The sequence below is a fragment of the Paenibacillus sp. FSL L8-0435 genome, from assembly GCF_037965655.1.
In the GTDB taxonomy this organism is placed as follows: Bacteria; Bacillota; Bacilli; order Paenibacillales; family Paenibacillaceae; genus Paenibacillus.
Window position 1 is genome coordinate 4763063 of record NZ_CP150185.1, and the last position, 24301, is coordinate 4787363.

The following is a 24301-nucleotide window of genomic DNA, read 5'->3' on the forward strand; positions in this document are numbered from 1 at the left end:
TTTGTTTCTCTTAAACTGTAATATAAATTGTTGATGAAGACTACTAATGGGTCTTTAAATTTGGGCATTACCGGTTGTGTCACCCTCATTCTTTTTGTTGCTTTCAGGACAGCGGCTGAACTTTCCTGATCGTTCTATGCGAGGCCAAGCCCGCATCAACAAATTGGAGCGCAAACAGAGCCCTAATATGAACTTTAACTAAAAAGGAGCTACTTTAAACATGGCACGTTACACTGGTCCTAAATTTAAATTGAGCCGTCGCCTCGGCATTTCCCTTAGCGGAACAGGCAAAGAATTGAAACGCCCTTTCCCTCCAGGTCAGCACGGAGCTAACCAACGCAGAAAAATGAGCAACTACGGTATGCAATTGCAAGAAAAACAAAAATTGCGCCACATGTACGGTTTGGGCGAGAAGCAATTCCGCACACTGTTCTCTAAAGCTCAAAAAATGCAAGGTATTGCCGGTGAGAACTTCATGTTCTTGCTTGAGTGCCGCCTTGACAACCTCGTTTACCGCCTTGGGTTCGCTAACTCCCGCGCTGGAGCGCGTCAGTTGGTAGCACACGGTCACGTAACTGTAAACGGTAAAAAAGTCGATATCGCTTCTTACCAAGTAAGCACTGGTGATGTAATCGGCTTGCGTGAGAAGAGCCGCGCTCTTTCTTCCGTTAAAGAAGCTTTGGAAGGCCGTTCGCATCTTCCAGCATACGTTGAATACAACGAAGCAGCTGTAGAAGGTAAATTCATCCGCTTGCCTGAGCGTGCTGAATTGTCCCAAGACATCGATGAAAAACAAATCGTCGAGTTCTACAACCGTTAATCGTTGCAATCACATTAAAGTTTCAATCCAAACAGCTGTCGAGATTTTCTCGGCAGCTGTTTTTCTATGCTTTTTTTTAATTATCTTCATTATAGGAACGTAAATAACGATATAAAATATAGACTCCCTTCAGGAGAAGCACACATCCATATATACATCACAAGAATGACATCGAGGGGGATTAAAACATGCATTTTTTTTCGCAATCGCAAGCTCGCTGTTAAGCTTGGACTTTTACTCGGGATCGTATTACTCTGTTGTATTGGAGCCCTGATTGCATTTAATACCAAATCCATTTACAACAAAAGCCTCCAGTACGGCGAAACTGTTGCTGGACAAGCAGCAAACCGGGCTACGAATGAGTTTATGACAGACATTAATCAGGTCAAAAACACATTGGACACCATGAGCACCACGTTATTGGATGCCGCTCAGAACGGGTCTCTCAACCGCGAAGAAGTCGTTAGACTCCTTGAACAGTATCTGAAAAAGGACGAGAAAGTTTTTGGCTTTTATACGGGCTGGGAACCAAATGCCTTTGATGGAAACGATGCGGATCACGTGAATAAAAATGACTATGATGATGCTACAGGCCGCTTCATCCCCTACGCCATACGGGACGGTAACTCCCTGCATTTTGAGCCTCTGACTACCTATGAGGGAAACAGTGAAACCAGTACATACTATCAACAGCCGAAGAAAACCAAATCCATCTATTGGTCCGAGCCAGTTACCTATACAGTTGGCGGAAAAGAAACACTACTCGTTTCGATTGTCCTCCCTCTATTAGATGAAAACAAAACTTTTCTGGGCATTGTTGGGGCCGACTTTACCATTGATCGTTTTCAGCAAAATATAGCATCACTTAATCCGGATCAGGGTTATGCCATGCTGATTACTAGTGGAGGACAGATTGCTGCACACGGCTCCAAACCGGAACTGGCTAATGAAGTAGCCGTAATTCCATCTGAAATGAAGACAATTATTCAGCGTATACAATCTGGCGAGTCTCAGTTTTACGCCACTGACCCTGAAGTAGGGGAAGAACTATTTATTGCCGAGCCCGCCAGGTTACAAGGAACGGATTCAAACTGGTACCTTGTATCGGCGCTGCCAAAGAGCCATATCCTTCAACCCTTCTATGACAGCTTGAACTGGTCCATTCTGATTGCCGCACTGGCTGTCCTTCTGCTTGCAAGTGTGGTTACCTACACCATCGTCACCATTGTAAGGCAGTTGAATCAAGTTAATATCGTCGCTGGACAGCTGGCTGGCGGGGATTTGACACAAAAGTTACCTGTACGATCCAAAGATGAATTTGGCGTCATGGCGGGTCATATGAATCAGATGATGGATACACTGCGGCATACCATATCAGTTATATCCGAACATGCTTTATCTGTCGGCTCTACTTCTCAACAATTGACCGCAGGTGCCGAAGAAACAGGTAAAGCAGCCGAACTGATTGCATTAACAGGAGTCGAAGTTGCAGATAAAGCAGGTAAACAGGTGCAGGAGCTGCAAGAGTCCTCCCGTTCCATGAATGAAATATCTGCAGGGATCGGAAGAATTGCAAAGGCCGCCTCCGATGTATCGGATTCATCGCGAGCTGTGGCTGAGCGAACAACTGTCGGAACCGATAAGATTCAGTCCGCCATGCGTATGGTCGATAGTGCCACCTCTTCTGTGCAGACGTCCATGACCGCACTGGAGAATTTCCGTCAACGTTCGGAAGAGATTGGCCATATTACAGGCATGATCACAGAAGTTAGCCGACAAACCAATCTTCTTGCCCTTAACGCTTCCATTGAAGCATCACGAGCAGGTGAACATGGGCGCGGCTTTGGTGTTGTTGCTTCCGAGATTCGTAATCTGGCTGAACAATCCAGAATATCGGCAGCGCAGATTGCAGCATTAATTCATAGTGTTCAGCAAGAGGTCCTTTCTCTCGTTGAAAATATGGAACAGGGGAATGCCGAGGTTAGCCATATAGCGGAAGTGATTCATGAAAGTGGTGAACTATTCCTCTCCATTTCATCACAGATCACAGATGTTAATGAGCAGATTGAGCATGTATCAGCCATTGCGCAGCAGATGTCAGCTGGATCACAGCAGGTGGATGCCACGTTAGTGAAACTCAAAACCATTGGTCATGAGACGGCAGATCATGCAACTCGTGTTGCCTCCGCCTCTGAGGAACAACTCGCATCCATGGAAGAGATTACGGCGGCATCTGCCTCACTGGCTAATCTTACCCAGGAACTATTAGAACTGATTCAACGATTCAAAACCTAATGTAGAAGACCTCCAATACGACAAATCATTCAGGTCACCCTATGCACCTCAGCATGGAGGTGGCCTGCTTATTTTGGCTTACAACTCATGAAATGTGCTTCAATATCGCATGATATATAGCATAATGCATGGCAGAATGGCAAATTTCGACCATTACTTGTATTTCTCAGGCATGCAAACCCGCCTTTTTATGCTATAATAAGTGCTGTTAAAAGGAGGAAGACACTGAATGGTTGATGTTAATAAGAAAAAGCCCGATGAACAGCCTGTACGCAAACGCAGCTTTGCCCGCAGACTGGGAAGTTTCGTCAAATGGATGGTTGTCCTAGGATTTATGGGGGCACTATTTGTAGGCGGTGCTTTGATGGGATACGTCAGTTCCATTGTGAAAGACGAGCCTGTCCGTTCAAGGGCCCTGATTGAACAAAAAGTCAGCGAAAACTCCATCACAGGCTTTGCTTACTTTGCCGACGGCAGTCCGATCGGTCAATTACGTACGGAAGAAGACAGGCGTCCGGTCACTTCGGACCAGATCCCACAGAAGGTTATTGATGCTGTCATTTCGATTGAAGACAATCATTTTTACGAACATAAAGGTGTAGACATGAGCGGAACACTACGTGCCGTGAAACAGAAAGTGCTGAAAGAATCAGTACAAACCGGCGGTAGTACACTGACTCAGCAATTGGCGCGTCGTGTGTTTTTGAATCTGGATCGCACGGAAGATCGGAAAGTGAAAGAAATTTTGCTCTCACTCCGACTCGAACGTTTCCTGACCAAAGACGAGATCATGACAGCCTATCTGAACAAAGTTCCTTTTGGTAATGGTTCCAGCGGATACAACGTTTACGGAATCAAAGCGGCCGCCAAAGGATTGTTCAATATTAACGATCTAGAAAAAATCAACATCGCTCAAGCTGCTTATCTTGCTGGATTGCCACAACTCCCCTCCTCTTACTCCGCTTTTAACGGTAAAGGTGATTTTGTAGAGGAGAATTTTGACCGCGCAATCAACCGTCAGCATCTGGTACTGCGCCGTATGCTTGAACTGGGCAAAATCAATCAGTCCGAGTATGACAAAGCTCTTGCTTTTGATATCAAAAGCTCTCTAGCTCCGAAGACCATCAAGGCTTACAACACTTATCCATATCTTATGATGGAAACGGAACGACAAGCTGCACAGATTTTGATGAAACAGTTGAATTCCGACACAGCTGAATCTACAGACAAAGCTACGGATGCAGCCACACCTCAGAAGGAAAGCAGTGCACTATTAGAGGATGCTCAGACGCAACTGCGGACAGGTGGATATCGTATATACACGACCATCAACAAAAGTATCTACAAAACGATGCGTACCATTGCGGAAGATGACAGCAATTTCTCAGCAGATGATCCTGTCAAAGGAAAAGAACAAACTGCTGCCATGCTGATTAATCACAAAACCGGTGCTATTCTAGGTATGATTGAGGGACGGAATTTCCAGGACGAACAGATGAACTATGCAACGCAGATGATACGTCAGCCAGGTTCAACGATGAAACCTATAGCCGCTTATCTTCCTGCGCTAGATGAAGGTCTTGTCCAACCTGCTTCTATTATTGATGACTCACCGATCATTCTCAAAAATGGTCCGAGCGGATACCACATTGCCAAGAATGCCAACAACCGGTATCAGGGACTGGTCACTGCCCGCAGAGCACTGAATTATTCTCTTAATATACCGGCTCTGAAGTTGTTTAATGAAGAAGTAGGGATCGAGAAGGCTTGGACCTTCGCCAAGAAACTGGGGATTACCACCATCCAGAAGGAAGACTATCAGGCTCAGACCGGTGTTCTCGGAGGTCTCCAATACGGTGTAACCGTTGAAGAATTAACCAGTGCCTATGGTGCTATCGCCAATAAGGGTGTATATAACGATTCTTACATGATTAGCAAAATTGTAGATTCCAAAGGAAACATCGTTTATAAACATGATACTGAACCTGTCCAAGCCTTCTCGGAGCAGACAGCATACCTGATGACCGATATGCTGCGGACCGTTATTACAGAAGGAACGGCAGATAAAGTACGTGAAAATTACAAATATTCCAAGAGTGTGCCAATCGTAGGTAAAACGGGTTCCACTCAAAACTACGCAGATGTCTGGTTTGAAGGTTATACACCAGATGTCACACTTGGCGTGTGGGTTGGATACAAACAGCCCGTGAATACGCTGGAAAGTAAATCACAGAGAAAACGTGCGCAGCAACTATGGTCGAAAATCCTGAACGAAGTGATCGATACGCAAAAAGATCTGTTCGTTACGGATTCGTTCAAAAAACCGTCTGGCATCGAAACGCGCACGGTGTCTGCATACAGTGGCAAGTTGCCAACATCCATGACTGACAAATTTGTTACGGATATTTTCAACAGCAAGTTTGTTCCGAAGGATAGCGATGACGGTGTAGCCAAAGCCAAGTACATTACTTACAATGGTGTAAACTATATTCCGCGTGACGGAACACCTTCGGACATGTTGAAGGAAAAAACAGTCATCAAGCGTAAAAAACCAATCTCGGATCTCATCAAAGAATTGCAAAATGCATTCTCACGTATGAGTCGACATGAGTCACTTGCTTATTATCTTCCTGAAGATGCTGGTGCAGACATGCCAACACAGATTGATCCAAGGACGGATAACGGCAAAGCTCCTGATGCACCAGGCAACGTACGCATCTCAACCTCAGGTGACACAGCTGTCATTACATTTAATGCCACACCTGAAAATGATGTCGTGGGTTATCGTTTGTACCGTTCTGTAAACGGCGGAGGATTCCAGAACCAGGGTCAGGTTGTCCTGACTGGTGATTCCAGATCATTCTCTGCATATGCAGCGCAAGGCGGTAACTTCGCCTTCTATGTAACGGCAGTGGATGTTGCCGGCAGAGAATCTGCTCCTAGCGCTACAGTAAATAGTGCTGGTGTAGCTCCTCCTGTGGAAGAAGAGATTAATGAGCCAATTGAAGTTCCAGGTACAGTCATTACACCAGGAGAAACGCAGACCGATAATACAACAACGACAGCCCCAGGCACACCTGGTCAAGTCAGCGTATCTGCCCTCTCTCAAGGACTGCGTATTCAATGGGCATCCAGTCCAAACGCAGATAGTTATGCTGTATATTACAGTGAAACAGGCTCAGCTCCTTACACCAAAATTGGAACAACAGCGGGAAATACCATGGATTATGGAGTACCCGCATCGACCAGTGGATGGTTCAAGGTATCTGCCAGCAACAGTGCGGGTGAATCCGAACCTTCTGCAGCCATACATTTTCAACCCTGAATCAGGCATAACGTTCCAAAACAAGCCGCATCCTCAGACTGTATCTGAGTGTGCGGCTTTTTATTTGTATTTACAGTAAGCCAAAAAGCCTGCTTCATGCCATTGGCATAAAACAGGCTTTTATAATCCATTTTAATGGGTAGAGTCACTGTATTTGGAACCGCAGAATATTAACTTCTTACCCACTACTCAATGCATGACCATCGATACCAACACATTGATGATCCTAGCACTGTCGCGTTAGTCTTCAATGGTGGATAGATCTCCTGTTGGCAGATCAAGCTCCCAGGCTTTCAGGACACGGCGCATGATCTTGCCGGAACGTGTCTTGGGCAGTTTATCCTTAAACTCAATCTCACGCGGAGCTGCGTGGGCAGACAGGCCCTCTTTGACAAAACGATAGATCTCTTCTTTTAGCTCGGGTGTCGCCTCATATCCTTCACGAAGCGCCACAAAGGCCTTGATGATCTCCCCACGTGTCACATCCGGCTTACCAATTACGCCCGCCTCTGCTACCGCAGGATGCTCCACGAGCTTGCTCTCCACTTCAAAGGGGCCGATACGCTCCCCTGACGAATTAATCACATCATCAATCCGTCCCTGGAACCAGAAATACCCTTCTTCATCCATATAAGCGGAGTCACCGGATACATACCAACCCGTAAGCCTGAAATACTCCTCGTATTTCGCAGGGTTATTCCAGATCTTCGCCATCATGGATGGCCAAGGTGTCCGTATGGCCAGATTACCCATACTGTACGGAGGCAATTCCTGCCCGCGATCATCAATAATGGCTGCTTCGATTCCAGGCAACGGACGTCCCATGGAGCCAGGCTTGATTGGCATTCCGGGATAGTTACAGATCAGCTGTGCACCTGTTTCCGTCATCCACCATGTATCATGAATTCGCTGACCATAGGCTTTCCATCCCCAACGAACAACCTCCGGATTGAGCGGTTCACCAACAGACATGACATGACGCAGACTGCTCAGATCAAACTGGGCTATGGTCTCTTCTCCCGCTCCCATCAGCATACGGAAGGCCGTTGGTGCACTGTACCAGATCGTGACTTTGTTCTTCTGGATGGTGCTGTACCAATCTTGAGGACTGAAACGACCGCCTCGTATCACATTGGTTACTCCGTTGAGCCATGGAGCAAAGATACCGTAAGAGGTGCCTGTCACCCAACCAGGGTCAGCAGTACACCAGTACACATCATCCTCACGTAAATCCAGAACAACCTTACCTGTATAATAGTGCTGAATCATGGCATTTTGAACATGGTACACCCCTTTGGGTTTACCCGTTGAGCCTGAGGTATAATGAATAAGCAAACCATCCTCACGATTCAGCCACTCTACTTCCATCTCATCCGAAGCGGCAGACATCTCTGCATCAAAATCGATGAGTCCTTCTTCAGTCTGCACGCCCCCACCCACAATAAATATATGTTTGAGTTCGGGCAATTCGGAACGTTTGATGCGTTTTAGCAATTCCGGAGTGGTGACGAGTGCTACTGCTCCGCTATCCTCCAGCCGATCCTTCACTGCCGTTTCCATAAAAGCTTCGAACAACGGACCCGCGATGGCTCCAGCTTTCAATATGCCCAGAAGACTAAAATACAGCTCAGGACTTCGAGGCATAAAAATAAACACCCGTTCCCCTTTGGCTATGCCATATTTGCGGAGAACGTTCCCGAACCGACTCGACTGTTCGCTCAGATCAGCAAAAGTATAGGCCTCTTCACGTGAAGCATCGCTATACAATAAAGCGGTTTTCCCGCCCCTTCCTTCCAGTACATGACGATCAATCGCTTCATGCGCCATGTTTACTTTTCCGCTGGCGTGCCACGTAAAGTGCCTTTCCACCGATTCCCAATCGAACCGGCTTCTCGCCTCCGTGTAATCGCCCAGGTTAGATTCGGACACAACCGTTTGCAGCATCTCACCATGTGCTTGACTCATGCTTGCCAGCCTCCTTCAACTCGACATTTCGATTCCCGTTAGGGGTCAATCCTCATTGCCTTTGTGTTGACTGAACTTCCAGTTAGCGCTTACATTAGTAGAGAGAACTTCTCATCATGTACTTGCTCGGCCAAACAGATGTTAACTATACTGTATTGAATTGTGAACATTTTTTGTCTACGCAATTATAGCAAATCTTTTCAATTGTCGTCTATGGCTTTTCAATTTTTTGGATTTTTGCTATAGCGTTCCTTTTGGAACAACCTCTATAAGTAGGAGAGAGAGGAGCATGAACCATGGAACATATCAAAGAATATCATATGCGTTCCATCTTCAAGTCCGCCCACCGAATTACTGTTGAAGGCCCCGTGCAGGCCGAGGAGATAACCCGTCTTGTCTTCCATCCGGATCTGGATGCCTTTCGGCGCCCAACGGAGCAGCAGGAAGCTCTCGCAGAGATCGCAGCATTGCCTGAAGGGCGAATTATCATTGCACACGAAAATGAAACGATTATCGGTTATGTAACCTTTCATTATGCGGATGATTGTGAACGCTGGTCAGAGGGCAACATGACTGATCTGATTGAGCTTGGGGCAATCGAAGTTGCGGATGACTATCGCTCCCTTGGCATTGGACGTGAGATGTTGCTTACTGCTCTGGAAGATAAATACATGGAGAACTACATTATTTTCACCACAGAATATTATTGGCATTGGGATCTGAAGGGCAGCGGACTAAACGTATGGGATTATCGCAAAATGATGGAGAGGCTGATGGAAACGATCGATATGACCTGGTATGCAACAGACGACCCCGAAATCTGTTCACATCCTGCGAACTGTTTGATGGTGCGAATCGGAAGTCAGGTGCCCATCACATCGGAAGAACAGTTTGATCGTGTACGCTTCCGCCATCGGTTCATGTACTAAGTCAATGATCTGTTCGACAAACGATATACATAACAAAAACCGCCTCTCGCAGCGTTGCTCCATACTTCATGGAACAGCTAATCGAAAGGCGGTTTTTCAAGTTACTGCCATTACATATTTTCTAACATGTGCTCCACAATACGGTGTGAACGCTGCGAAGATTCCACGGTAAATTCAGCAAAGTTAACATGCGCCGAACCATCCGCTTTATCTGACATCCCACGCAGGACAACAAATGGTACTCGATTCATGTAACAGACCTGAGCAACTGCTGCCCCTTCCATCTCGGCACATGCACCGTCCATTTCAGTATATAACATCTTAACCGTATCTTTATTCGCAATAAATTGGTCTCCAGATAACACTTTACCGATCAGGTAATTGGCTCCCTGAGCTTTACATGCTTCTTCAGCCAGTGTAATAAGCGAAGCCTCGGCAGGGAATGCAGATGTCTCCTGGTAAGGAATAACCCCGCGTGCGAACCCCAGTGGCGTTACATCCATGTCGTGCTGAACACATACAGACGATATAACCATATCTCCAATGTTCAGTTCCGGGTTAACTGCACCCGCAACACCTGTGAAGATAATCCGATTAACCTGAAAACGATCAATCAAGATCTGCGTTGTAACCGCTGCATTTACTTTACCTACGCCGGATTTGCACACGACAATCTGCTTGCCCAGCCACTCGCCGGCAACGTATGTTATACCGGTTTGTTTGACCGTCTCAAGTTGCTTCATACCTGCCAGCAAAAGCTCAACTTCCTCATCCATCGCTCCGATGATACCAATCGTTTCACGCATCTTCTGATACCTCCTATTTTCACTTTTAGCATCATTCAGCACAAAAGCTCCGTCTCCGGAGCTTTCGCATGTCCACTATGTAGAGAGAATAATGACTTCTCCCTTAATATATCTGTATATAATCCCGATTAAACTACATCTGCGTGACTTACAGACAGACGAAGAATTGTTTCATGCGGCAAAATAACCCGTGGGTTCTCCACATTTTCTTTTTTCATCAACTTGGTCAGCAAACGCATCGCTACTGCGCCAAGGTCGTACATTGGCTGAGCCACTGTTGTCAACTGAGGACGCACCATGGAAGCCATACGGATGTTATCCACACTAATAATGGAGAAATCATCCGGTACTTTCAGGCCTTCATCCTGAATGCTGTGAATGGCACCAATCGCCATTTCATCTGTTGCAGCAAAAATCGCCGACGGCTTCTTCTTCAGTCCGAGGAAATATTTCATTGCTTCCACACCGGATTCATAACGATAGTTACCGATACGTACCAGATCCTCCTGGTATTCCATGCCTGCTGCTTCCAGTGCTTTCTTGTAACCTTGGAAACGTGCATATCCATTCGCTGGATCTTGCAGCGTACCACTGATCATCGCAATTTCCTTGTGTCCATGACGAATCAGGGTGTTTACCGCGTCAAACGCAGCAGCCTCATGATCAATATCCACTGAAGGGAATGAGCCCTTCTCATCACTCGTTGCACAAAGTACGATCGGCACAGCCGCAGACTGGAACGCCTGAATGTGTTCATCCGTTACTGTTCCGCCCATGAATAGCAGTCCGTCTACTTGTTTTTCGAGCAACGTGTTAATAACACGAATTTCTTTTTCTTTCTTCTTATCTGCGTTACACAAAATAATATTGTAGTGATACATATTCGCAATATCTTCAATTCCGCGGGCAATCTCCGCGAAGGTGGAGTTCGAAATATCTGGAATAACAACCCCGACCGTGGTTGTCTTCTTGCTTGCCAGACCTCTGGCTACCGCATTCGGACGATATCCCAACCGTTCGATGGCTTCATATACTTTTTTCCGCGTTTGCGGTTTGACATTAGGGTTATTATTAACTACCCGTGATACCGTTGCCATAGACACTCCAGCTTCACGTGCCACATCATAAATGGTTACCGTCACAGTACTTCTCTCCATTACCAGTAAATTTTCATACCATTTTCATTAAGATTTATATTACGACAAATTTTTGCATTAATCAATTAAAATAGGCTTTAGGACTCACTCAAAACATTCGCAAGTGTGGTTCTAGTAATATCTGAATGGGAAGTATGCCATACAGGAATTCCCTTTTTGATCAGGATTGCCTGTGGAGATTCGTGCTTAACACCCAGCTTGTCTGTTGCTTCATTCGATACCGGGCGATCTTCCACAACATAGATGATGCCATATTTCACTTGTTCATTGGCATTGTTAAGCAAATAATCGTTCATCTCCTGATAAGCATTCGAGCTGATCGGACAGCGCGTGCTATGCTTAAACAGAAGCAAGGGTTGATCCTTGGTAGCCTCCACTGCGGAGTTTAGCTGTTCAATACTTGTCATTTTAGTCATGTCAGCCATTAGATATACATCCCCCTTTACCAGGAATACCGCTATGTTGAGCGTTTTCACTCTTCGATATCTTAACAAAAAGTGCGCGAAAAAGCCAATTTTCATGAAAACAAGCATTTTACACGTCAAAATTAGACAGCATTTGAGAAGTACTCCTGCCACACAAATCCGGATAATTGACTTAATCTGCGCTCCGTTGTCTCAATCCACGCTGCATCACCAGACTTCGTTGCGTAACCCATAATGTCCAGCAGCAGATTGATACGCTCCTCCACTGCTTGTTGCATTCGATATTCCATCTCCCGATCGGTCGCATCCGGCCAGGCCAGCAGTAGCTCATGAAACACGTCTGCCAGTTCATTACGTTCACCAAAAGATACGTCTTGCTTCACGGGCTGTTCACCCAATGTGCTTATGCATTCTGTTAAGTCCGGCTTGACCGGCGGAAGCACTTCGTATGATACACAGTCTGTACACGCAAATACGGGTACGTTTCGAATCTCCACTTTTTTGGCGTATACCACTGTTCTTAATTCCAACTCCATTACATGTCCACATCTGCACGACTTGCGCACAACCATCACCTCATTCGTTCTATACTCTATATAAGTACCATTCGACCTATTTCGGCTCAAATCCTGCTATAAACGAAAGGTTGCACAAATTACCACTCCCACCAGATGAAGGTTGTCGAATGCAGGCAGTTACTGACTTGTAATCGCTTCCTCCAAACTGAATATGCACTTCCATGAAGTCCCTTGGAGAATCTGTTACAATTAAAGACGCAACAGACCTAATCACCGCAAAAAGGAGAGATGGACATGAGATTAACCGGTAAAAAAGTCATCGCTCTGGTCGATGAAGAATTCGAGGATTTGGAATTGTGGTACCCTGTACATCGGGTTCGTGAAGAAGGTGCAGAAGTGCATCTTGCTGGAGAGAAAAAAGGAAAAACCTATATTGGCAAATACGGTGTGCCTGCTGAAGCCGAATACAGTTTCGATGAACTCGACAGTTCAGATTACGATGGCATTCTCGTGCCAGGCGGCTGGGCGCCAGACAAGCTGCGTCGTTATCCGAAAGTACTGGAGCTTGTGAAGGAAATGAATGCAGACCGGAAACCGATTGGACAGATCTGTCATGCGGGCTGGGTGCTGATTTCTGCCAAAATTCTGGACGGGGTTACAGTAACCTCTACACCAGGCATTCGCGATGACATGGAAAATGCAGGTGCGATCTGGAAAGATGAAGCCGTTGTTGTTGATGGACATATCATCTCAGCACGTCGTCCGCCTGACCTTCCCCCTTATGGCAAGGCATTCTGTGATGCACTCGCTGACAAATAAAAACAACCCCATTGTGCTCTCATGCACAGTGGGGTTATTTTATATAACAAGGTGTCCAATACATAATTATCACAAATGTAAATATATTAACTTAAAGGTATTTATATCCAGTTAACCCAATTATGATGCATTCGATCCACTTTGTTCATCTGGACTTCCCGTGGAGTCATTAAAGACTTGCAGTCGCTCCTCAATATCTCCGCTGGTCCGTAAGGCGAAGCACTTTCGTGCTTCTTCTTTGGCGGCCGATGCTGTTGTGTTCAGCACTCTGTGCTTCACACGTAACAGGGATTGCGGAGACATACTCAAGTGGCGAATGCCAAGCTCCAACCAAAGCGGAATGGCACGTTCGTCCCCTGCCATCTCTCCGCACACACTGACATCAATTCCAGCCGTATGAGCCGCATCTGCTGTCGCACGAAGCATCCGCAGAACAGCCGGATGATAGGGGTGATACATATGAGCAATCTGCTCATTCATTCGATCTACTGCCAGTACATATTGAACCAAGTCGTTCGTACCAATACTGAAGAAATCAGCTTCCTCTGCGAGCAGATCAGCAATCATCACCGCTGCCGGAACTTCAATCATAATTCCCACCTGAATGTGAGGGTCGTATGCTAATCCGCGCTCGTCCAGATCGGACATCGCCTCACGGAGAATCTCATTGGCCTGCTGAAGTTCTTCCACCGAAGAGATCATCGGGTACATGATTTTGACATTTCCGGCAGCGCTGGCACGCAGTATGGCTGTAAGCTGTGTTTTGAACAGATCCTTGCGATCGAGACTAATCCGAATAGCTCGGTAACCCAGAAACGGATTGTCTTCCTCCGGCAGTTCAAAGTAATCGAGTTGCTTGTCACCACCGATATCCAGTGTACGAATAACAACGGATTGTCCTGCTGTTTTCTCTGCCACAAGACGGTATACCTCATACTGTTCTTGCTCACCCGGGAAAGTCGCACGGTCCATGTACAAGAATTCTGTTCGGAACAAGCCCACACCTTTGGCTCCTTGTTTCAAAGCAAGGTCCAATTCCTTCACCGAACTGATATTGGAAGCCAAGTGCAAAACAGCCCCATCTTTGGTTACAGCATCCACGGTAGCAAGAACTTGAAGTTGTTCCTTTTTCTTCAGTTGTTTGCTGCGAAGCATGGTATACCGTTCAATCGTCTTACGATCCGGGTCCGTAAATACCAAGCCATTGTCACCATCCACGACAAGCATATCCCCTGTCTCTACTGGCATGCCAAGACTCGCTTCCAGACCGGAAACGAGAGGAATGCCAAGGGCACGAGCCATAATCGCAGAATGTGATGTTTTTCCGCCAATCAAGGTTACAATGCCTAGCACATGGGTCGGATTCAGATGTGCCAGTTGGGATGGCGATAATTCTTTGGCAACGAGCACATACGGCTGGGTATCCGAAGGAAGTGTAATCTCCGGTGCACCGAGCAAATGCTTGAGCAGACGGTTACCCACATCCTTGATGTCAATGGCCCGCTCCTTCATATACTCGTCTTCCAGCAAGTCAAACATCGTGACAAAGTGGTCAATGGCTTCTTTGACCGCCACTTCTGCTGCCTTATATTGACGCTCGATAATGCCGCGAATTTCGTTCATGAATACCGGATCTTCCAAGATGGCCAGATGTGCATCAAAGATACTGGACTCCTCTGGACCAACAACTTCCTTGAACTCATTTTTGATATATTCGATCTCATCCTTTGATGTCCGTATGCCCTCATACAGCCGTTCGAACTCTTGGGCAAGATCCACCGAATCCATCTTTTGATCCGGCAGATCCCATTCCCAACTGGGCAGGACAAATGCTTTGCCGATGGCTATGCCTGCAGCTCCGTTGATGCCTTGTATCTTCATTCTACCCCTCCAACGTTCCTGTCATAGAGCACCACGGACATAACGGATGCCTGACCTTTCTTAACTTGCTTAAATGGAGCAAAACTCCATGATTTTACACGATCCGGATTCGTAATTACCATGGGTGTTGTTAGTGACGCCGCTTGCTCGCGGAGTACTGCCAGATCAAACTTGATCAACAACTGCCCTGGCTCCACCGTATCGCCCTCCTGAACAAAAGCTTCAAAATGGCCTTTCAACTGAGAGGTATCGATGCCGATATGCAGTAATACCTCAAGCCCCTCACGGGTAGAAATACCCAAGGCATGCATGGTCGGGTACAAGTGCATAATCGTTCCGTACACGGGTGAGACCAGCTCTCCCTTTTCCGGAACAAAGGCTACACCATCACCGACAAGCTTGGCTGCAAAAATCTGATCAGGTACCTCTTCAATCGGGAGCATTTTGCCCTGAACGGGGGCACAGAACAGAACCTGTTGCAGATCTCTTTCCAGCAACTTCGCGATTTCTTCCCGAATCAATTCCGAGTAGGTCCCGAATACCACCTGTACGTTACCGCCACCCAGCTTGATCAGTCCTGCGGACCCCATACTCTTCATGGCACCCGTGTCGATCAGCCGGTCATCATGCACAGTAAGGCGAAGACGTGTAATACATGCTTCAACCTGTACAATGTTACTCTTCCCACCCAATGCTTCGAGGATTAAAGGTGCCTGATAAGGAATGTTACCTACCCAATCTTCCAGCATGGAGCCCTCTTCACGTCCTGGTGTTGGAATCTTGAACGTACGAATCGCCCATCGGAACAGGAAGTAGTAAAGCAGCCCATATAGTATGCCAATCGGAATGAGCTTCCACGCATTCTCCGATAGATGGAAATTGAGTATGTAATCAATAATACCTGCGGAGTAAGAGAATCCATGCCGGATATCCAGCCAGTAACTAATCCACATGGCAACGCCGGACATCACTGCATGCACGATGAACAGATAAGGAGCCGCGAACAAAAAAGCAAACTCAATCTGTTCCGATACCCCGGTTAGAAAACAAACGAGTGCCGATGTCAGAAAAGTTTTCTTGATTTTCGGTTTCAGATCTTCCCTGGCTTCCTGAATAATAGCAAAGGCTATCGCCGGAATGGCAAACATCATGATGGGAAACAAACCTGCCATAAAGAATCCTGCTGTTGGGTCACCTGCAAAAAATCGGGGCAAATCCCCTTGCACAATGTTACCATCAGGCGTTTCAAACGTCCCTAACTGGAACCAAAACACATTGTTAAGCAGGTGATGAAGCCCAAAAGCGACCAGCACCCTGTATAACACCCCGTAAATGAACAGTCCAAAACCCCCGAGACTGTATTCCCAAGTGGCAATGCCGTTCAATCCATGCTGTAGGATCGGAGCGAGCCATAACATAAAACAGGAAAACAATGCCGAACAAAGTCCGACGATGAGCAAAACAAACCTTGAACCTCCAAAAAACTGTAAAATTTCAGGCAGTTTAATGCTTTTAAACCGATTATGCATCCCACCGGCAAGCGCGCCGAGTATGATTCCGATTAAGGAAGCGGGCTGAACGGTGCCATCCCCGAAGTTCCGAGTCACCTGATCATATATCACGATACCAGCCAGAGCAGCAAGTCCCGCTTGTCCGGCCTGGTTGGAGAGTCCCAGTGCTACACCGACAGCGAACAAATACGGTAAGAAATAAAAAATACCGTGTCCGGCCACGGTAGACACTTCACCGACAATATCCAATCCCCAGGCGTCCCAAGGCAGACTGCCAACACTGAGCAAAATTGCGGCGGCGGGCAGGACCATTGTAGGCAGCATTACCGCTCGTCCGAGCTGCTGCAAGGATCCGAGCCAATTCATGGCGACCTCTCCTTTCTATCCTAGATGGTAAGCTTTACGCAACGTTTTGTCAAAGCAAAACAGTAACCAATTGGTAATTAATAATGGCAAAAATAGAACAGAAAAAATCCCGTCAACTTCAAGTTAACGGGATTCATCCTATGTTCATTCAATTGGGTCAGATCAGGAGATCAACCGATCTTAGGTGAACGAGCCTCTCAGCCGCGTCCAGCGCCGCGCAGAACGATGGAATCTTCTACCTTGATACAACGATTCGTTACCGCTGTCATGCCGTTCTCTGCAGCAATCTGGACCGCTTCATCACTATGGATGCCAAGCTGCAGCCACAGCACATTAGCTTTGATGGCAGCGGCGTCACGAGCGACTTCCGCGCAAAACTCTTCGCGACGAAACACATTGACAATGTCTACCGGCTCTGGAATATCCGCGAGTGTGGCATATACCGTCTCGCCTAGGATTTCACCTTGCGCCTGTGGATTAACCGGGATAATGCGATAACCTCTGCTCTGCATGGCTTCTGCCACCATATAGGAAGTGCGATCTGATTTGTCTGATAAGCCGACGACTGCGATGTTGCCTGCCTTGCGCAAAAGTTGCCCAATTTCTTCACGAGTAGGGTTGTTAAATTCCATGTTCAAGCACCATCCTTTTCTGATTAAAGTGCGTGTTCAAAAGACAGGTTTCAGTTATTTTACTCTTTTACCCATTGAACCGAGGCGCCAAGCGCCTGCAAATGATCGAAATATTGCGGATAAGACTTGGCTACATGGTGTGCATCCCGAATACGAAGCGGCTCCTTGGAACGCAGACCAACGACAGTTAGCGCCATAATTACACGATGATCGTAGTGAGCATTAATCTCCACGCCGCCTTCAACGCCTTCCGGACGTCCGTGTACAATAATCTCAGCTTGACGCTCTTCAACGTTCGCTCCTGCCTTCCGCAGTTCGTTCAAGTAATCGGTGATTCGGTCACATTCCTTGTAACGCAGGTTCTCTACATTATAGAACCGTGACGTGCCTTCCGCAAACACAGCTGCGGCTACCATAGCCAAAACGGCATCCGTCGCGGCATCCCCATCGAATTCAATCGCTTTCAGTCTGCCATTACCTTGAACGTGTACGACATCGTTCTCATGTGTCAAAGGCACTTCCATCATGCGCAGAACGTCAACGATGGCACGTTCACCCTGTTTGCTCTGCTCCATCAGTCGCAGAATTTTCACATCAGACTGTGTAACCGCAGCTGCGGCAAGAACGGCTGCCGAGCCCGGGTAGTCCCCTTGAACCGTGTAGGTCGTCGGCTGGTAAGCCTGTCCACCTGGTACACGGAAGGACATGTAATCATCACTTGCATGGATAACGATGCCTGCCTGCTCCAACACTTCCAGCGTCTGTCCGATAACGACCTTGGACTTCAGGTCATTCAGTACTTCAATGGTGCTGTCTTCTGCAAGCAACGGAGTTACAAACAACAATGCACTCAGATATTGGGAGCTGACGGAGCCGGATACACGAATGTGTCCACCCTTGGCATTGCCACCCTTGATTGTAATCGGCAGGCGTCCTTGTTCATGTTGTACTTCTACACCCAATTGACCAAGCGCATCGATCAGGTCATCATGGGGGCGTTTGCCCAGTGAATCCGGGTACGTATTCACAAAAGTAACTTCAGGGCAGAGCGCTGTAACGCCCATCAGGAAACGAAGTACAGCACCCGCATTCCCAACATTCAATTCACGCACATCACGGGGATGACTGCCAAAGCCCTGGATCACAATCTTGCTGTCGTCTTCTTCAAGTACTGCCCCCAGATCGCGAATACATCTGCGCATGGCGTCACTGTCTTCACTGTGTGCCGGGAAATGAATGGTACTTGTGCCTTCTGCCAGTGCAGCAGCCAGCAAATAGCGGGTAGTGTAGTTTTTGGAGGACAGAGCCCCGATTTCCCCGTTCAGAGTGGGGGTTGGTTTAACAATAACGTCCATGGATGAAATTCTCCTTCGTTGATTATATTGTGGCCAAATTGACATTCCGTGCATCGCTTGGGTATCATTATAGCGTTAAGTCCATACAGAAAAGAGGACCTGAATATGACACAAATAGCTGAAATTGAAACGTCTGAGCTGCGCCGCCGTTTACAGGCGGGAGAGAAGCTGCAGATGATAGACGTCCGCGAGGACGATGAAGTCGCGCAAGGCATGATCGAAGGAGCCAAGCATATTCCGCTTGGACAGATTCCGGACCGACTGTCTGAGATTGAGAAATCAGGCGAGATCGTGATTATCTGTCGTAGCGGTTACCGCAGTGAGCGTGCCTGTGAATATCTGCAACAACTGGGATATGAAGGCTGTACAAACATGGTCGGCGGTATGCTTCAGTGGCAACAGGAAGACTAGAGAAACCCGGAGAGAAGCGAAGTCATTTGTAACCTTGTGACTTCTGTTCTGCTCCACTCCTAGAAACGGGCCTATATGGCCCGTTTTGTTATATCTGCCACCACCTATCAACCATCAAACTTCGATGATAACAAGCTTAGACGCGGTAATGCGCTAAAATTAAACGAGTCACTTCGGCAGCGGATAACTCGGTTGTATCCACCGTATAATGTGCGAACCGATATGCGTCTTTCCGTTCTTCCATAATTGCCTGAATGCGTTCCTCTGCATTGCCTGCGAGAAGTGGACGGTTGTCACAGCCACTAACACGCTCTACAATCACTGCCGGATCAGCAGTCAAGGCAACAACCCAACCATTCTTCAGCATCACGTCACAATTATCCGAACGCAGCACCACGCCACCTCCGGTCGCTATGACCTGTGACTTCTTCTCCAGCATCGAGCACAACATGCGGCTCTCGGCATCACGGAAATACGTCTCTCCCTTGCCAGTGAACAATTCTGGAATCGTACAGCCTTCCTCTTTTTCCACCGCGGCGTCTACATCAATCAATCGATAACCAAGCTCACGTGCAAGCATGTCAGCGACGGTTGATTTGCCGGTTCCCATCATGCCGATGAGAATAATATTGTTAGACTTGCTCAAGGTGTACACTCCTTTAATTCAAGCAATTCGTGAGCACTTTTGTCCTATCATAACACAGCCCTGCGGACTGGGAAAGACCATCTCCTGACCGACTTCTTTTCGACCTTCCGCAACCTTCCAAGACAGATCAAGTAACTTCCGGCATCTAAGCCTACGTCAGATCACCCTCAAGCAGTTTTGAGCCCCCAAACGTCTCAATCAGTGACCAACTATTAACCTAACGAACTCCAATGAGCTTATTTACGGTAAATAGGCGCAGTTAAACTTCTTAAGAATCTGAGTAAACTTATTTCCAAAAATCACCGTCAAAACCTCGACATCTCGCTATGAATTATCGAAATAGTGCCTTCTGAGTTCGTTAAAAAATAGAACCGGCTCATTTTGCCAAAATAGAGTGTCTCCTGTTCATTAGGTCTAGAATCAGCTACATATCTTCTTTATCAACATTATTACTGTATAACACAGTAAAAAAAGAGGCCCAGCGTTGACCGGCAATCACCGGAACGCCAAACCTCTTTTGAGCCCCTTAGCAGGCCAAAGCTCCTACTTAAGGACGCTTTGGCCAAATCTAATAGACTTGTATATGTGGTACTACTCCATCCAGTTGTGGTGGAAGCTGCCTTCTTTGTCCACACGTTTGAACGTGTGAGCACCGAAGTAGTCTCGTTGAGCTTGCAGCAAGTTGGCTGGCAGACGCTCTGTACGGTAGCTGTCGTAGTAAGAAAGAGCGCTGGAGAAGCCAGGTACCGGAACACCTTGTTTTACAGCAGCCGCTACAACTTCACGCCATGCGTCTTGATAAGACTCAACAATGTTTTGGAAGTACGGATCCAAGAGCAAGTTTTTCAGAGCTGCGTCTTTATCATAAGCTTCCTTGATGTTTTGCAGGAACTGCGAACGGATGATGCAACCGCCACGGAAGATCATGGCAATGTTGCCGTATTTCAGATCCCAGCCATACTCGTCGGAAGCTGCACGCATTTGTGCAAATCCTTGTGCGTAGGATACGATTTTACTTGCGAAGAGGGCTTTACGCACGCTCTCAATGAACGCTTTTTTGTCGCCAGAGAATGCTTCAGTCGCTGGTCCATTCAGGATTTTGCTAGCTGCTACACGCTCGTCCTTCATGGCAGACAGGAAACGGGAGAATACGGATTCCGTAATCATGGACAATGGTACGCCGAGATCCAGCGCGCTTTGGCTTGTCCATTTCCCTGTTCCTTTTTGTCCAGCCGCGTCCAGAATGACGTCAACCATTGGTTTCCCTGTTTCTGGATCGTATTTGGAGAAGATATCTGCTGTGATTTCGATCAGGTAGCTATCCAGCTCTCCTTGATTCCATTCCGTAAAGATTGCATGAAGCTCTTCAACAGAAACGTTCAATACGGATTTGAGCAAGTGGTATGCTTCACCAATCAACTGCATATCTCCGTACTCGATACCGTTATGCACCATTTTCACATAGTGTCCGGCACCGTCTGGTCCAATATATGTACAACATGGATTGTCACCGACTTTGGCCGAGATCGCCGTCAGGATCGGTTCAACCAGTTTATAAGCACTTTCCTGTCCACCTGGCATGATGGAAGGGCCTTTCAGTGCGCCTTCTTCACCACCGGATACACCTGTACCGATGAAACGAATGCCTTTGTCTTCCAACTCTTTGCTGCGACGTTGCGTGTCAGGGAAGTATGCGTTCCCTCCGTCAATGATGATGTCGCCCTCATCCAGGTGAGGAAGAAGTTGTTCAATGGTAGCGTCGGTCGCTTTACCGGCTTGTACCATGATCAAAATTTTGCGCGGGGATTCCAGGGATGCTACGAACTCTTCAATGGAGAATGAGCCTGTCAGGTTTTTACCTTCAGCTTCTTTCAGAAGATCATTGGTTTTCTCCGGGGAACGGTTATATACCGATACTGAGAAACCTTTGCTTTCAATGTTAAGGGCCAAATTTTTGCCCATGACAGCCAGGCCAATTACGCCAATTTGTTGTTTTGTCATCTGGTCCTCCATCCTTTGCTCCAATTAATTTTATTGAAATAAATTCTCAACAATACTCCCATTTTAACGGTTTTATGTATAGAAGTGAACCCCGTGGCACAGCTACGCAACGAGAAAACACCCCAATCTGCTGAGGTGTTCATCGTATTTTCATAAATACGGCCTTATCTTGTCATCCTTCCAACATTAACAGATGCCCAGACAACTGTTTTAAGACTTCGCGGCAAGCATTTGCTTTTTCGATATTATCCATCTGCATGGCCGTGTAGAGGCGTTCCAGTTCATCATCCACTTCCATGCGCAACAACATGAGCCTTTCCTCACCTTCACGCGAGAGGAACATCTCTTCCATCTCTTCCGCCGTCGGCGCAGGTTCCTTTTGAAAAATGACACGCTGTTTGAACCCAGACACTTCCACGAGACGAATGACTTCACCGAATAAAATGTTCTCCACGGTCATCTGCTGATCCTTGAACCGCTTCACAACTGCATGCCCGCGTGTATCTCCAATCAGCTTCTCCAGCCACTCTGCAAGTTTTGCATCCTTAATGATATAATCTCCAGTCATCTTGTAGTTCCCCGTGCGTGTCTGTTGAAAGCGGAGCTTTACCAGCTTGCGGCCGGTCCGGACTGACAGGATAAAAAAGGATTCGTCCTCGCTCCAATATAGTGAATATCCCTCACGAATAAGGTCTCTGATCAAATTTTGGATATGCCGACGGTTGAACCGCAGCTCCAGATTGCAATATTCAACTTCATAACTCTTATTCACGGCACTCCCTCCATCTGTACCGGATCAACTCCGGCCCTCGTCTTCAATCGCTTCTACTCAATCGGCTTACCCTATTTTATACTTCATTTTATGTAAGGGTACTTGGTTATTTGACTATTTTTCACCGAAAGGACCGCCGGATTGCAGCTTTCCGCAGACGCACAGGGGCAAGCCCCCGATTCTCGTGATATAATGGACGCGAAAAAGGGAGCTCCACAACCAAGGCGGTTGGTGGAACTCCCTTTTCTTTTGCTTATTTGGCCGGAGCGGTGCGAAACGGATTGCGGGATAACACAAAGTGCACAACGGCAAGTCCTGCCATGACGATGGCACTACCGATGAATGGAGCCGGATGGCTCACGTGGTCCCACAGCAGTCCGGAAACAATGGGGCCTACAACCATGCCTGATCCCTGCAATGTAAGGAAGAATCCCCAGATTGCTCCCCGCTCTCCTTTGGGAATCAGAGTGGCTACAAAAGCATTCCAGGCGGGCAAAATCATGGCATAACTGATGCCCACCAGCATGACAATACCAAACACCACCGGAATGGATGTTATGGAGGAGAATGCGAACAGACTCGCCGCCGCCATCAAAAAACCAATATTCAGGAACGGTTTAGTACCAAACCTGTCTACCATTTTACCTACAGGCAGCAAGGCAATAACGGTTATTCCACCTCCCGCAATCAGCAACAAACTGTAAAGGTTCGGTGAGATGTGCAGGTCTGTGCGTGTATATAGCGTGATTACTGGACTAAGCAGCCCAATGACAAACGATTGCATAAACAAGGCAGGATACACGAGCGGATTAACATTAAGTGTGCTGCGTACCCTTTGCAGTGTGCCCTTCACACTCTTTTGCAGCCGGATGAACGGCGTGAGCAGATTCGGTTTGGCTGGATATTTCACATCACTATTCTTCGCTGCTTGCTCGGCATGCTCCCCTTCAACAATGACACGTCCAGGAAGAATCATGGCCACCAGAATAACGAGAATGGCACAACCCATCAGCACGAGGAATATCGTTCGATAATCATGATGCGTGCGCTCCAGCAGCCAGTTCATGCCTATAGGTCCAAGCCCCGTTCCCCCGAGAGCAGCCATCTCCAGCGCCCCCATTGCTGTACCATTCTTGTTCTGTGGGCCTGACATCGCAGTCACGCCTGTCATGGCGCAAGGCCATAGTGGTGACGTACCAATGCCAAGAATGAGACAGGCCATGGCCAGTCCAAAGGCACTTTTGAGAAAAAGGATCATAATAACAGCGATTAAGGTACAGATTAGTGCTGTAACCATCGTTGCGCGGAACCCGATCCGTTCTGCTGCCCAGCCGGAAGGCGCCCGGAACAGATTATCACCCAGATATTGAAGAGCAAATGCCACACCAATGACGCCTGCAGACAGACCCAGTATATTGTCCATATACACGGGCAAAACAGCTACCAACAGGGCTCCTTTGATAATTTCAACTAGAAAAAGTGTCAGCCACATCGCGATAAAAAATGGTGATCGCAAAATTTTGGCTGGTTTTGTGTCGGTTTGCATTCTTTTTCCCCTTTCGGTGTTCATTTGCCTATTCCCTATCCTTAGTGTAACCGTGGGGAATGTGCCCAAATCTCGGCAATTTAAAAAATTGTCGATTATACTGTTGCATTCGGTTCTTAAT

General features: G+C 47.2%; 19 protein-coding genes. 6 read left to right on the plus strand and 13 right to left on the minus strand.

Annotation, left to right across the window (positions count from 1 at the left end):
- Positions 1–220 precede the first annotated feature (220 nt).
- The 3 genes from rpsD (at position 221) to NST33_RS21205 (ending at position 6440) form a co-directional block, all read left to right on the plus strand.
- Positions 221–820 (plus strand): 30S ribosomal protein S4, encoded by a 600-nt coding sequence (gene rpsD / locus NST33_RS21195; RefSeq protein WP_062835377.1) that lies wholly within the window; start codon positions 221–223, stop codon positions 818–820.
- Between the two features lie 165 nt (positions 821–985).
- On the plus strand, positions 986–3115 hold the full coding sequence (locus NST33_RS21200; protein WP_339304967.1) for a methyl-accepting chemotaxis protein: 2130 nt from the start codon (positions 986–988) through the stop codon (positions 3113–3115).
- A 229-nt stretch (positions 3116–3344) separates the two neighbouring features.
- Positions 3345–6440 carry a transglycosylase domain-containing protein gene (locus NST33_RS21205; RefSeq protein WP_339304969.1) on the plus strand — a complete coding sequence of 1032 codons (3096 nt, stop codon included), beginning with the start codon at positions 3345–3347 and terminating at the stop codon, positions 6438–6440.
- A gap of 240 nt (positions 6441–6680) precedes the next feature.
- On the opposite strand, the gene acsA is transcribed toward NST33_RS21205, so the two are convergent.
- The gene (acsA, locus tag NST33_RS21210; protein ID WP_339304971.1) at positions 6681–8405 is read right to left on the minus strand and encodes an acetate--CoA ligase; all 1725 of its coding nucleotides are present in this window, start codon (positions 8403–8405) and stop codon (positions 6681–6683) included.
- Positions 8406–8701: 296 nt separating this feature from the next.
- Here acsA and NST33_RS21215 point away from each other — a divergent pair, with 296 nt between their 5' ends.
- The gene (locus NST33_RS21215; protein ID WP_339304973.1) at positions 8702–9334 is read left to right on the plus strand and encodes a GNAT family N-acetyltransferase; all 633 of its coding nucleotides are present in this window, start codon (positions 8702–8704) and stop codon (positions 9332–9334) included.
- A 110-nt stretch (positions 9335–9444) separates the two neighbouring features.
- Here NST33_RS21215 and NST33_RS21220 read toward each other — a convergent pair whose 3' ends face one another.
- The 4 genes from NST33_RS21220 to NST33_RS21235 all read right to left on the minus strand — a co-directional run bounded on the left by NST33_RS21220 (position 9445) and on the right by NST33_RS21235 (position 12258).
- Positions 9445–10140 carry a 5'-methylthioadenosine/adenosylhomocysteine nucleosidase gene (locus tag NST33_RS21220; RefSeq protein WP_221825350.1) on the minus strand — a complete coding sequence of 232 codons (696 nt, stop codon included), beginning with the start codon at positions 10138–10140 and terminating at the stop codon, positions 9445–9447.
- Between the two features lie 128 nt (positions 10141–10268).
- The gene (gene ccpA / locus NST33_RS21225) at positions 10269–11282 is read right to left on the minus strand and encodes a catabolite control protein A (RefSeq protein WP_169481547.1); all 1014 of its coding nucleotides are present in this window, start codon (positions 11280–11282) and stop codon (positions 10269–10271) included.
- A gap of 92 nt (positions 11283–11374) precedes the next feature.
- Positions 11375–11722, minus strand: coding sequence for a bacillithiol system redox-active protein YtxJ (gene ytxJ / locus NST33_RS21230; RefSeq protein WP_339304975.1), 348 nt, complete (start codon positions 11720–11722; stop codon positions 11375–11377).
- Between the two features lie 122 nt (positions 11723–11844).
- The gene (locus NST33_RS21235; protein ID WP_221825352.1) at positions 11845–12258 is read right to left on the minus strand and encodes a hypothetical protein; all 414 of its coding nucleotides are present in this window, start codon (positions 12256–12258) and stop codon (positions 11845–11847) included.
- A 276-nt stretch (positions 12259–12534) separates the two neighbouring features.
- Here NST33_RS21235 and NST33_RS21240 point away from each other — a divergent pair, with 276 nt between their 5' ends.
- Positions 12535–13059 (plus strand): type 1 glutamine amidotransferase domain-containing protein, encoded by a 525-nt coding sequence (locus NST33_RS21240; RefSeq protein WP_036674874.1) that lies wholly within the window; start codon positions 12535–12537, stop codon positions 13057–13059.
- Positions 13060–13179: 120 nt separating this feature from the next.
- On the opposite strand, the gene ptsP is transcribed toward NST33_RS21240, so the two are convergent.
- The 4 genes from ptsP to aroA all read right to left on the minus strand — a co-directional run bounded on the left by ptsP (position 13180) and on the right by aroA (position 18804).
- The gene (gene ptsP / locus NST33_RS21245) at positions 13180–14940 is read right to left on the minus strand and encodes a phosphoenolpyruvate--protein phosphotransferase (RefSeq protein ID WP_339177856.1); all 1761 of its coding nucleotides are present in this window, start codon (positions 14938–14940) and stop codon (positions 13180–13182) included.
- Positions 14937–16817, minus strand: coding sequence for a glucose PTS transporter subunit IIA (locus NST33_RS21250; RefSeq protein ID WP_221825358.1), 1881 nt, complete (start codon positions 16815–16817; stop codon positions 14937–14939). The genes ptsP and NST33_RS21250 overlap by 4 nt, the downstream gene beginning before the upstream one ends.
- A 197-nt stretch (positions 16818–17014) precedes the next feature.
- Positions 17015–17449, minus strand: coding sequence for a CoA-binding protein (locus tag NST33_RS21255; protein WP_221825360.1), 435 nt, complete (start codon positions 17447–17449; stop codon positions 17015–17017).
- A 59-nt stretch (positions 17450–17508) separates the two neighbouring features.
- Complete coding sequence (aroA, locus tag NST33_RS21260) at positions 17509–18804, minus strand: 3-phosphoshikimate 1-carboxyvinyltransferase (RefSeq protein WP_145151207.1); 1296 nt, start codon at positions 18802–18804, stop codon at positions 17509–17511.
- A 105-nt stretch (positions 18805–18909) separates the two neighbouring features.
- Between aroA and NST33_RS21265 the strand changes: the two genes are divergently transcribed.
- On the plus strand, positions 18910–19215 hold the full coding sequence (locus NST33_RS21265; protein WP_017687407.1) for a rhodanese-like domain-containing protein: 306 nt from the start codon (positions 18910–18912) through the stop codon (positions 19213–19215).
- Between the two features lie 136 nt (positions 19216–19351).
- On the opposite strand, the gene NST33_RS21270 is transcribed toward NST33_RS21265, so the two are convergent.
- From NST33_RS21270 to NST33_RS21285, 4 genes are all read right to left on the minus strand, one after another.
- On the minus strand, positions 19352–19861 hold the full coding sequence (locus NST33_RS21270; RefSeq protein WP_223868845.1) for a shikimate kinase: 510 nt from the start codon (positions 19859–19861) through the stop codon (positions 19352–19354).
- Positions 19862–20452: 591 nt separating this feature from the next.
- Positions 20453–21862, minus strand: coding sequence for an NADP-dependent phosphogluconate dehydrogenase (gene gndA / locus NST33_RS21275; RefSeq protein WP_339304978.1), 1410 nt, complete (start codon positions 21860–21862; stop codon positions 20453–20455).
- A 172-nt stretch (positions 21863–22034) separates the two neighbouring features.
- Positions 22035–22634: a hypothetical protein gene (locus tag NST33_RS21280; RefSeq protein ID WP_076211433.1), complete on the minus strand. Its 600-nt coding sequence runs from the start codon at positions 22632–22634 to the stop codon at positions 22035–22037.
- Positions 22635–22887: 253 nt separating this feature from the next.
- On the minus strand, positions 22888–24180 hold the full coding sequence (locus tag NST33_RS21285; RefSeq protein WP_221825362.1) for an MFS transporter: 1293 nt from the start codon (positions 24178–24180) through the stop codon (positions 22888–22890).
- Between the last annotated feature and the right edge of the window lie 121 nt (positions 24181–24301).

Coding starts and splice junctions, on each gene's coding strand:
- rpsD (WP_062835377.1), top strand. CDS start 221: ATGGCACGTTACACTGGTCCTAAATTTAAATTGAGCCGTCGCCTCGGC.
- NST33_RS21200 (WP_339304967.1), top strand. CDS start 986: ATGACATCGAGGGGGATTAAAACATGCATTTTTTTTCGCAATCGCAAG.
- NST33_RS21205 (WP_339304969.1), top strand. CDS start 3,345: ATGGTTGATGTTAATAAGAAAAAGCCCGATGAACAGCCTGTACGCAAA.
- acsA (WP_339304971.1), bottom strand. CDS start 8,405: ATGAGTCAAGCACATGGTGAGATGCTGCAAACGGTTGTGTCCGAATCT.
- NST33_RS21215 (WP_339304973.1), top strand. CDS start 8,702: ATGGAACATATCAAAGAATATCATATGCGTTCCATCTTCAAGTCCGCC.
- NST33_RS21220 (WP_221825350.1), bottom strand. CDS start 10,140: ATGCGTGAAACGATTGGTATCATCGGAGCGATGGATGAGGAAGTTGAG.
- ytxJ (WP_339304975.1), bottom strand. CDS start 11,722: ATGGCTGACATGACTAAAATGACAAGTATTGAACAGCTAAACTCCGCA.
- NST33_RS21235 (WP_221825352.1), bottom strand. CDS start 12,258: ATGGAGTTGGAATTAAGAACAGTGGTATACGCCAAAAAAGTGGAGATT.
- NST33_RS21240 (WP_036674874.1), top strand. CDS start 12,535: ATGAGATTAACCGGTAAAAAAGTCATCGCTCTGGTCGATGAAGAATTC.
- ptsP (WP_339177856.1), bottom strand. CDS start 14,940: ATGAAGATACAAGGCATCAACGGAGCTGCAGGCATAGCCATCGGCAAA.
- NST33_RS21250 (WP_221825358.1), bottom strand. CDS start 16,817: ATGAATTGGCTCGGATCCTTGCAGCAGCTCGGACGAGCGGTAATGCTG.
- NST33_RS21255 (WP_221825360.1), bottom strand. CDS start 17,449: ATGGAATTTAACAACCCTACTCGTGAAGAAATTGGGCAACTTTTGCGC.
- aroA (WP_145151207.1), bottom strand. CDS start 18,804: ATGGACGTTATTGTTAAACCAACCCCCACTCTGAACGGGGAAATCGGG.
- NST33_RS21265 (WP_017687407.1), top strand. CDS start 18,910: ATGACACAAATAGCTGAAATTGAAACGTCTGAGCTGCGCCGCCGTTTA.
- gndA (WP_339304978.1), bottom strand. CDS start 21,862: ATGACAAAACAACAAATTGGCGTAATTGGCCTGGCTGTCATGGGCAAA.
- NST33_RS21285 (WP_221825362.1), bottom strand. CDS start 24,180: ATGCAAACCGACACAAAACCAGCCAAAATTTTGCGATCACCATTTTTT.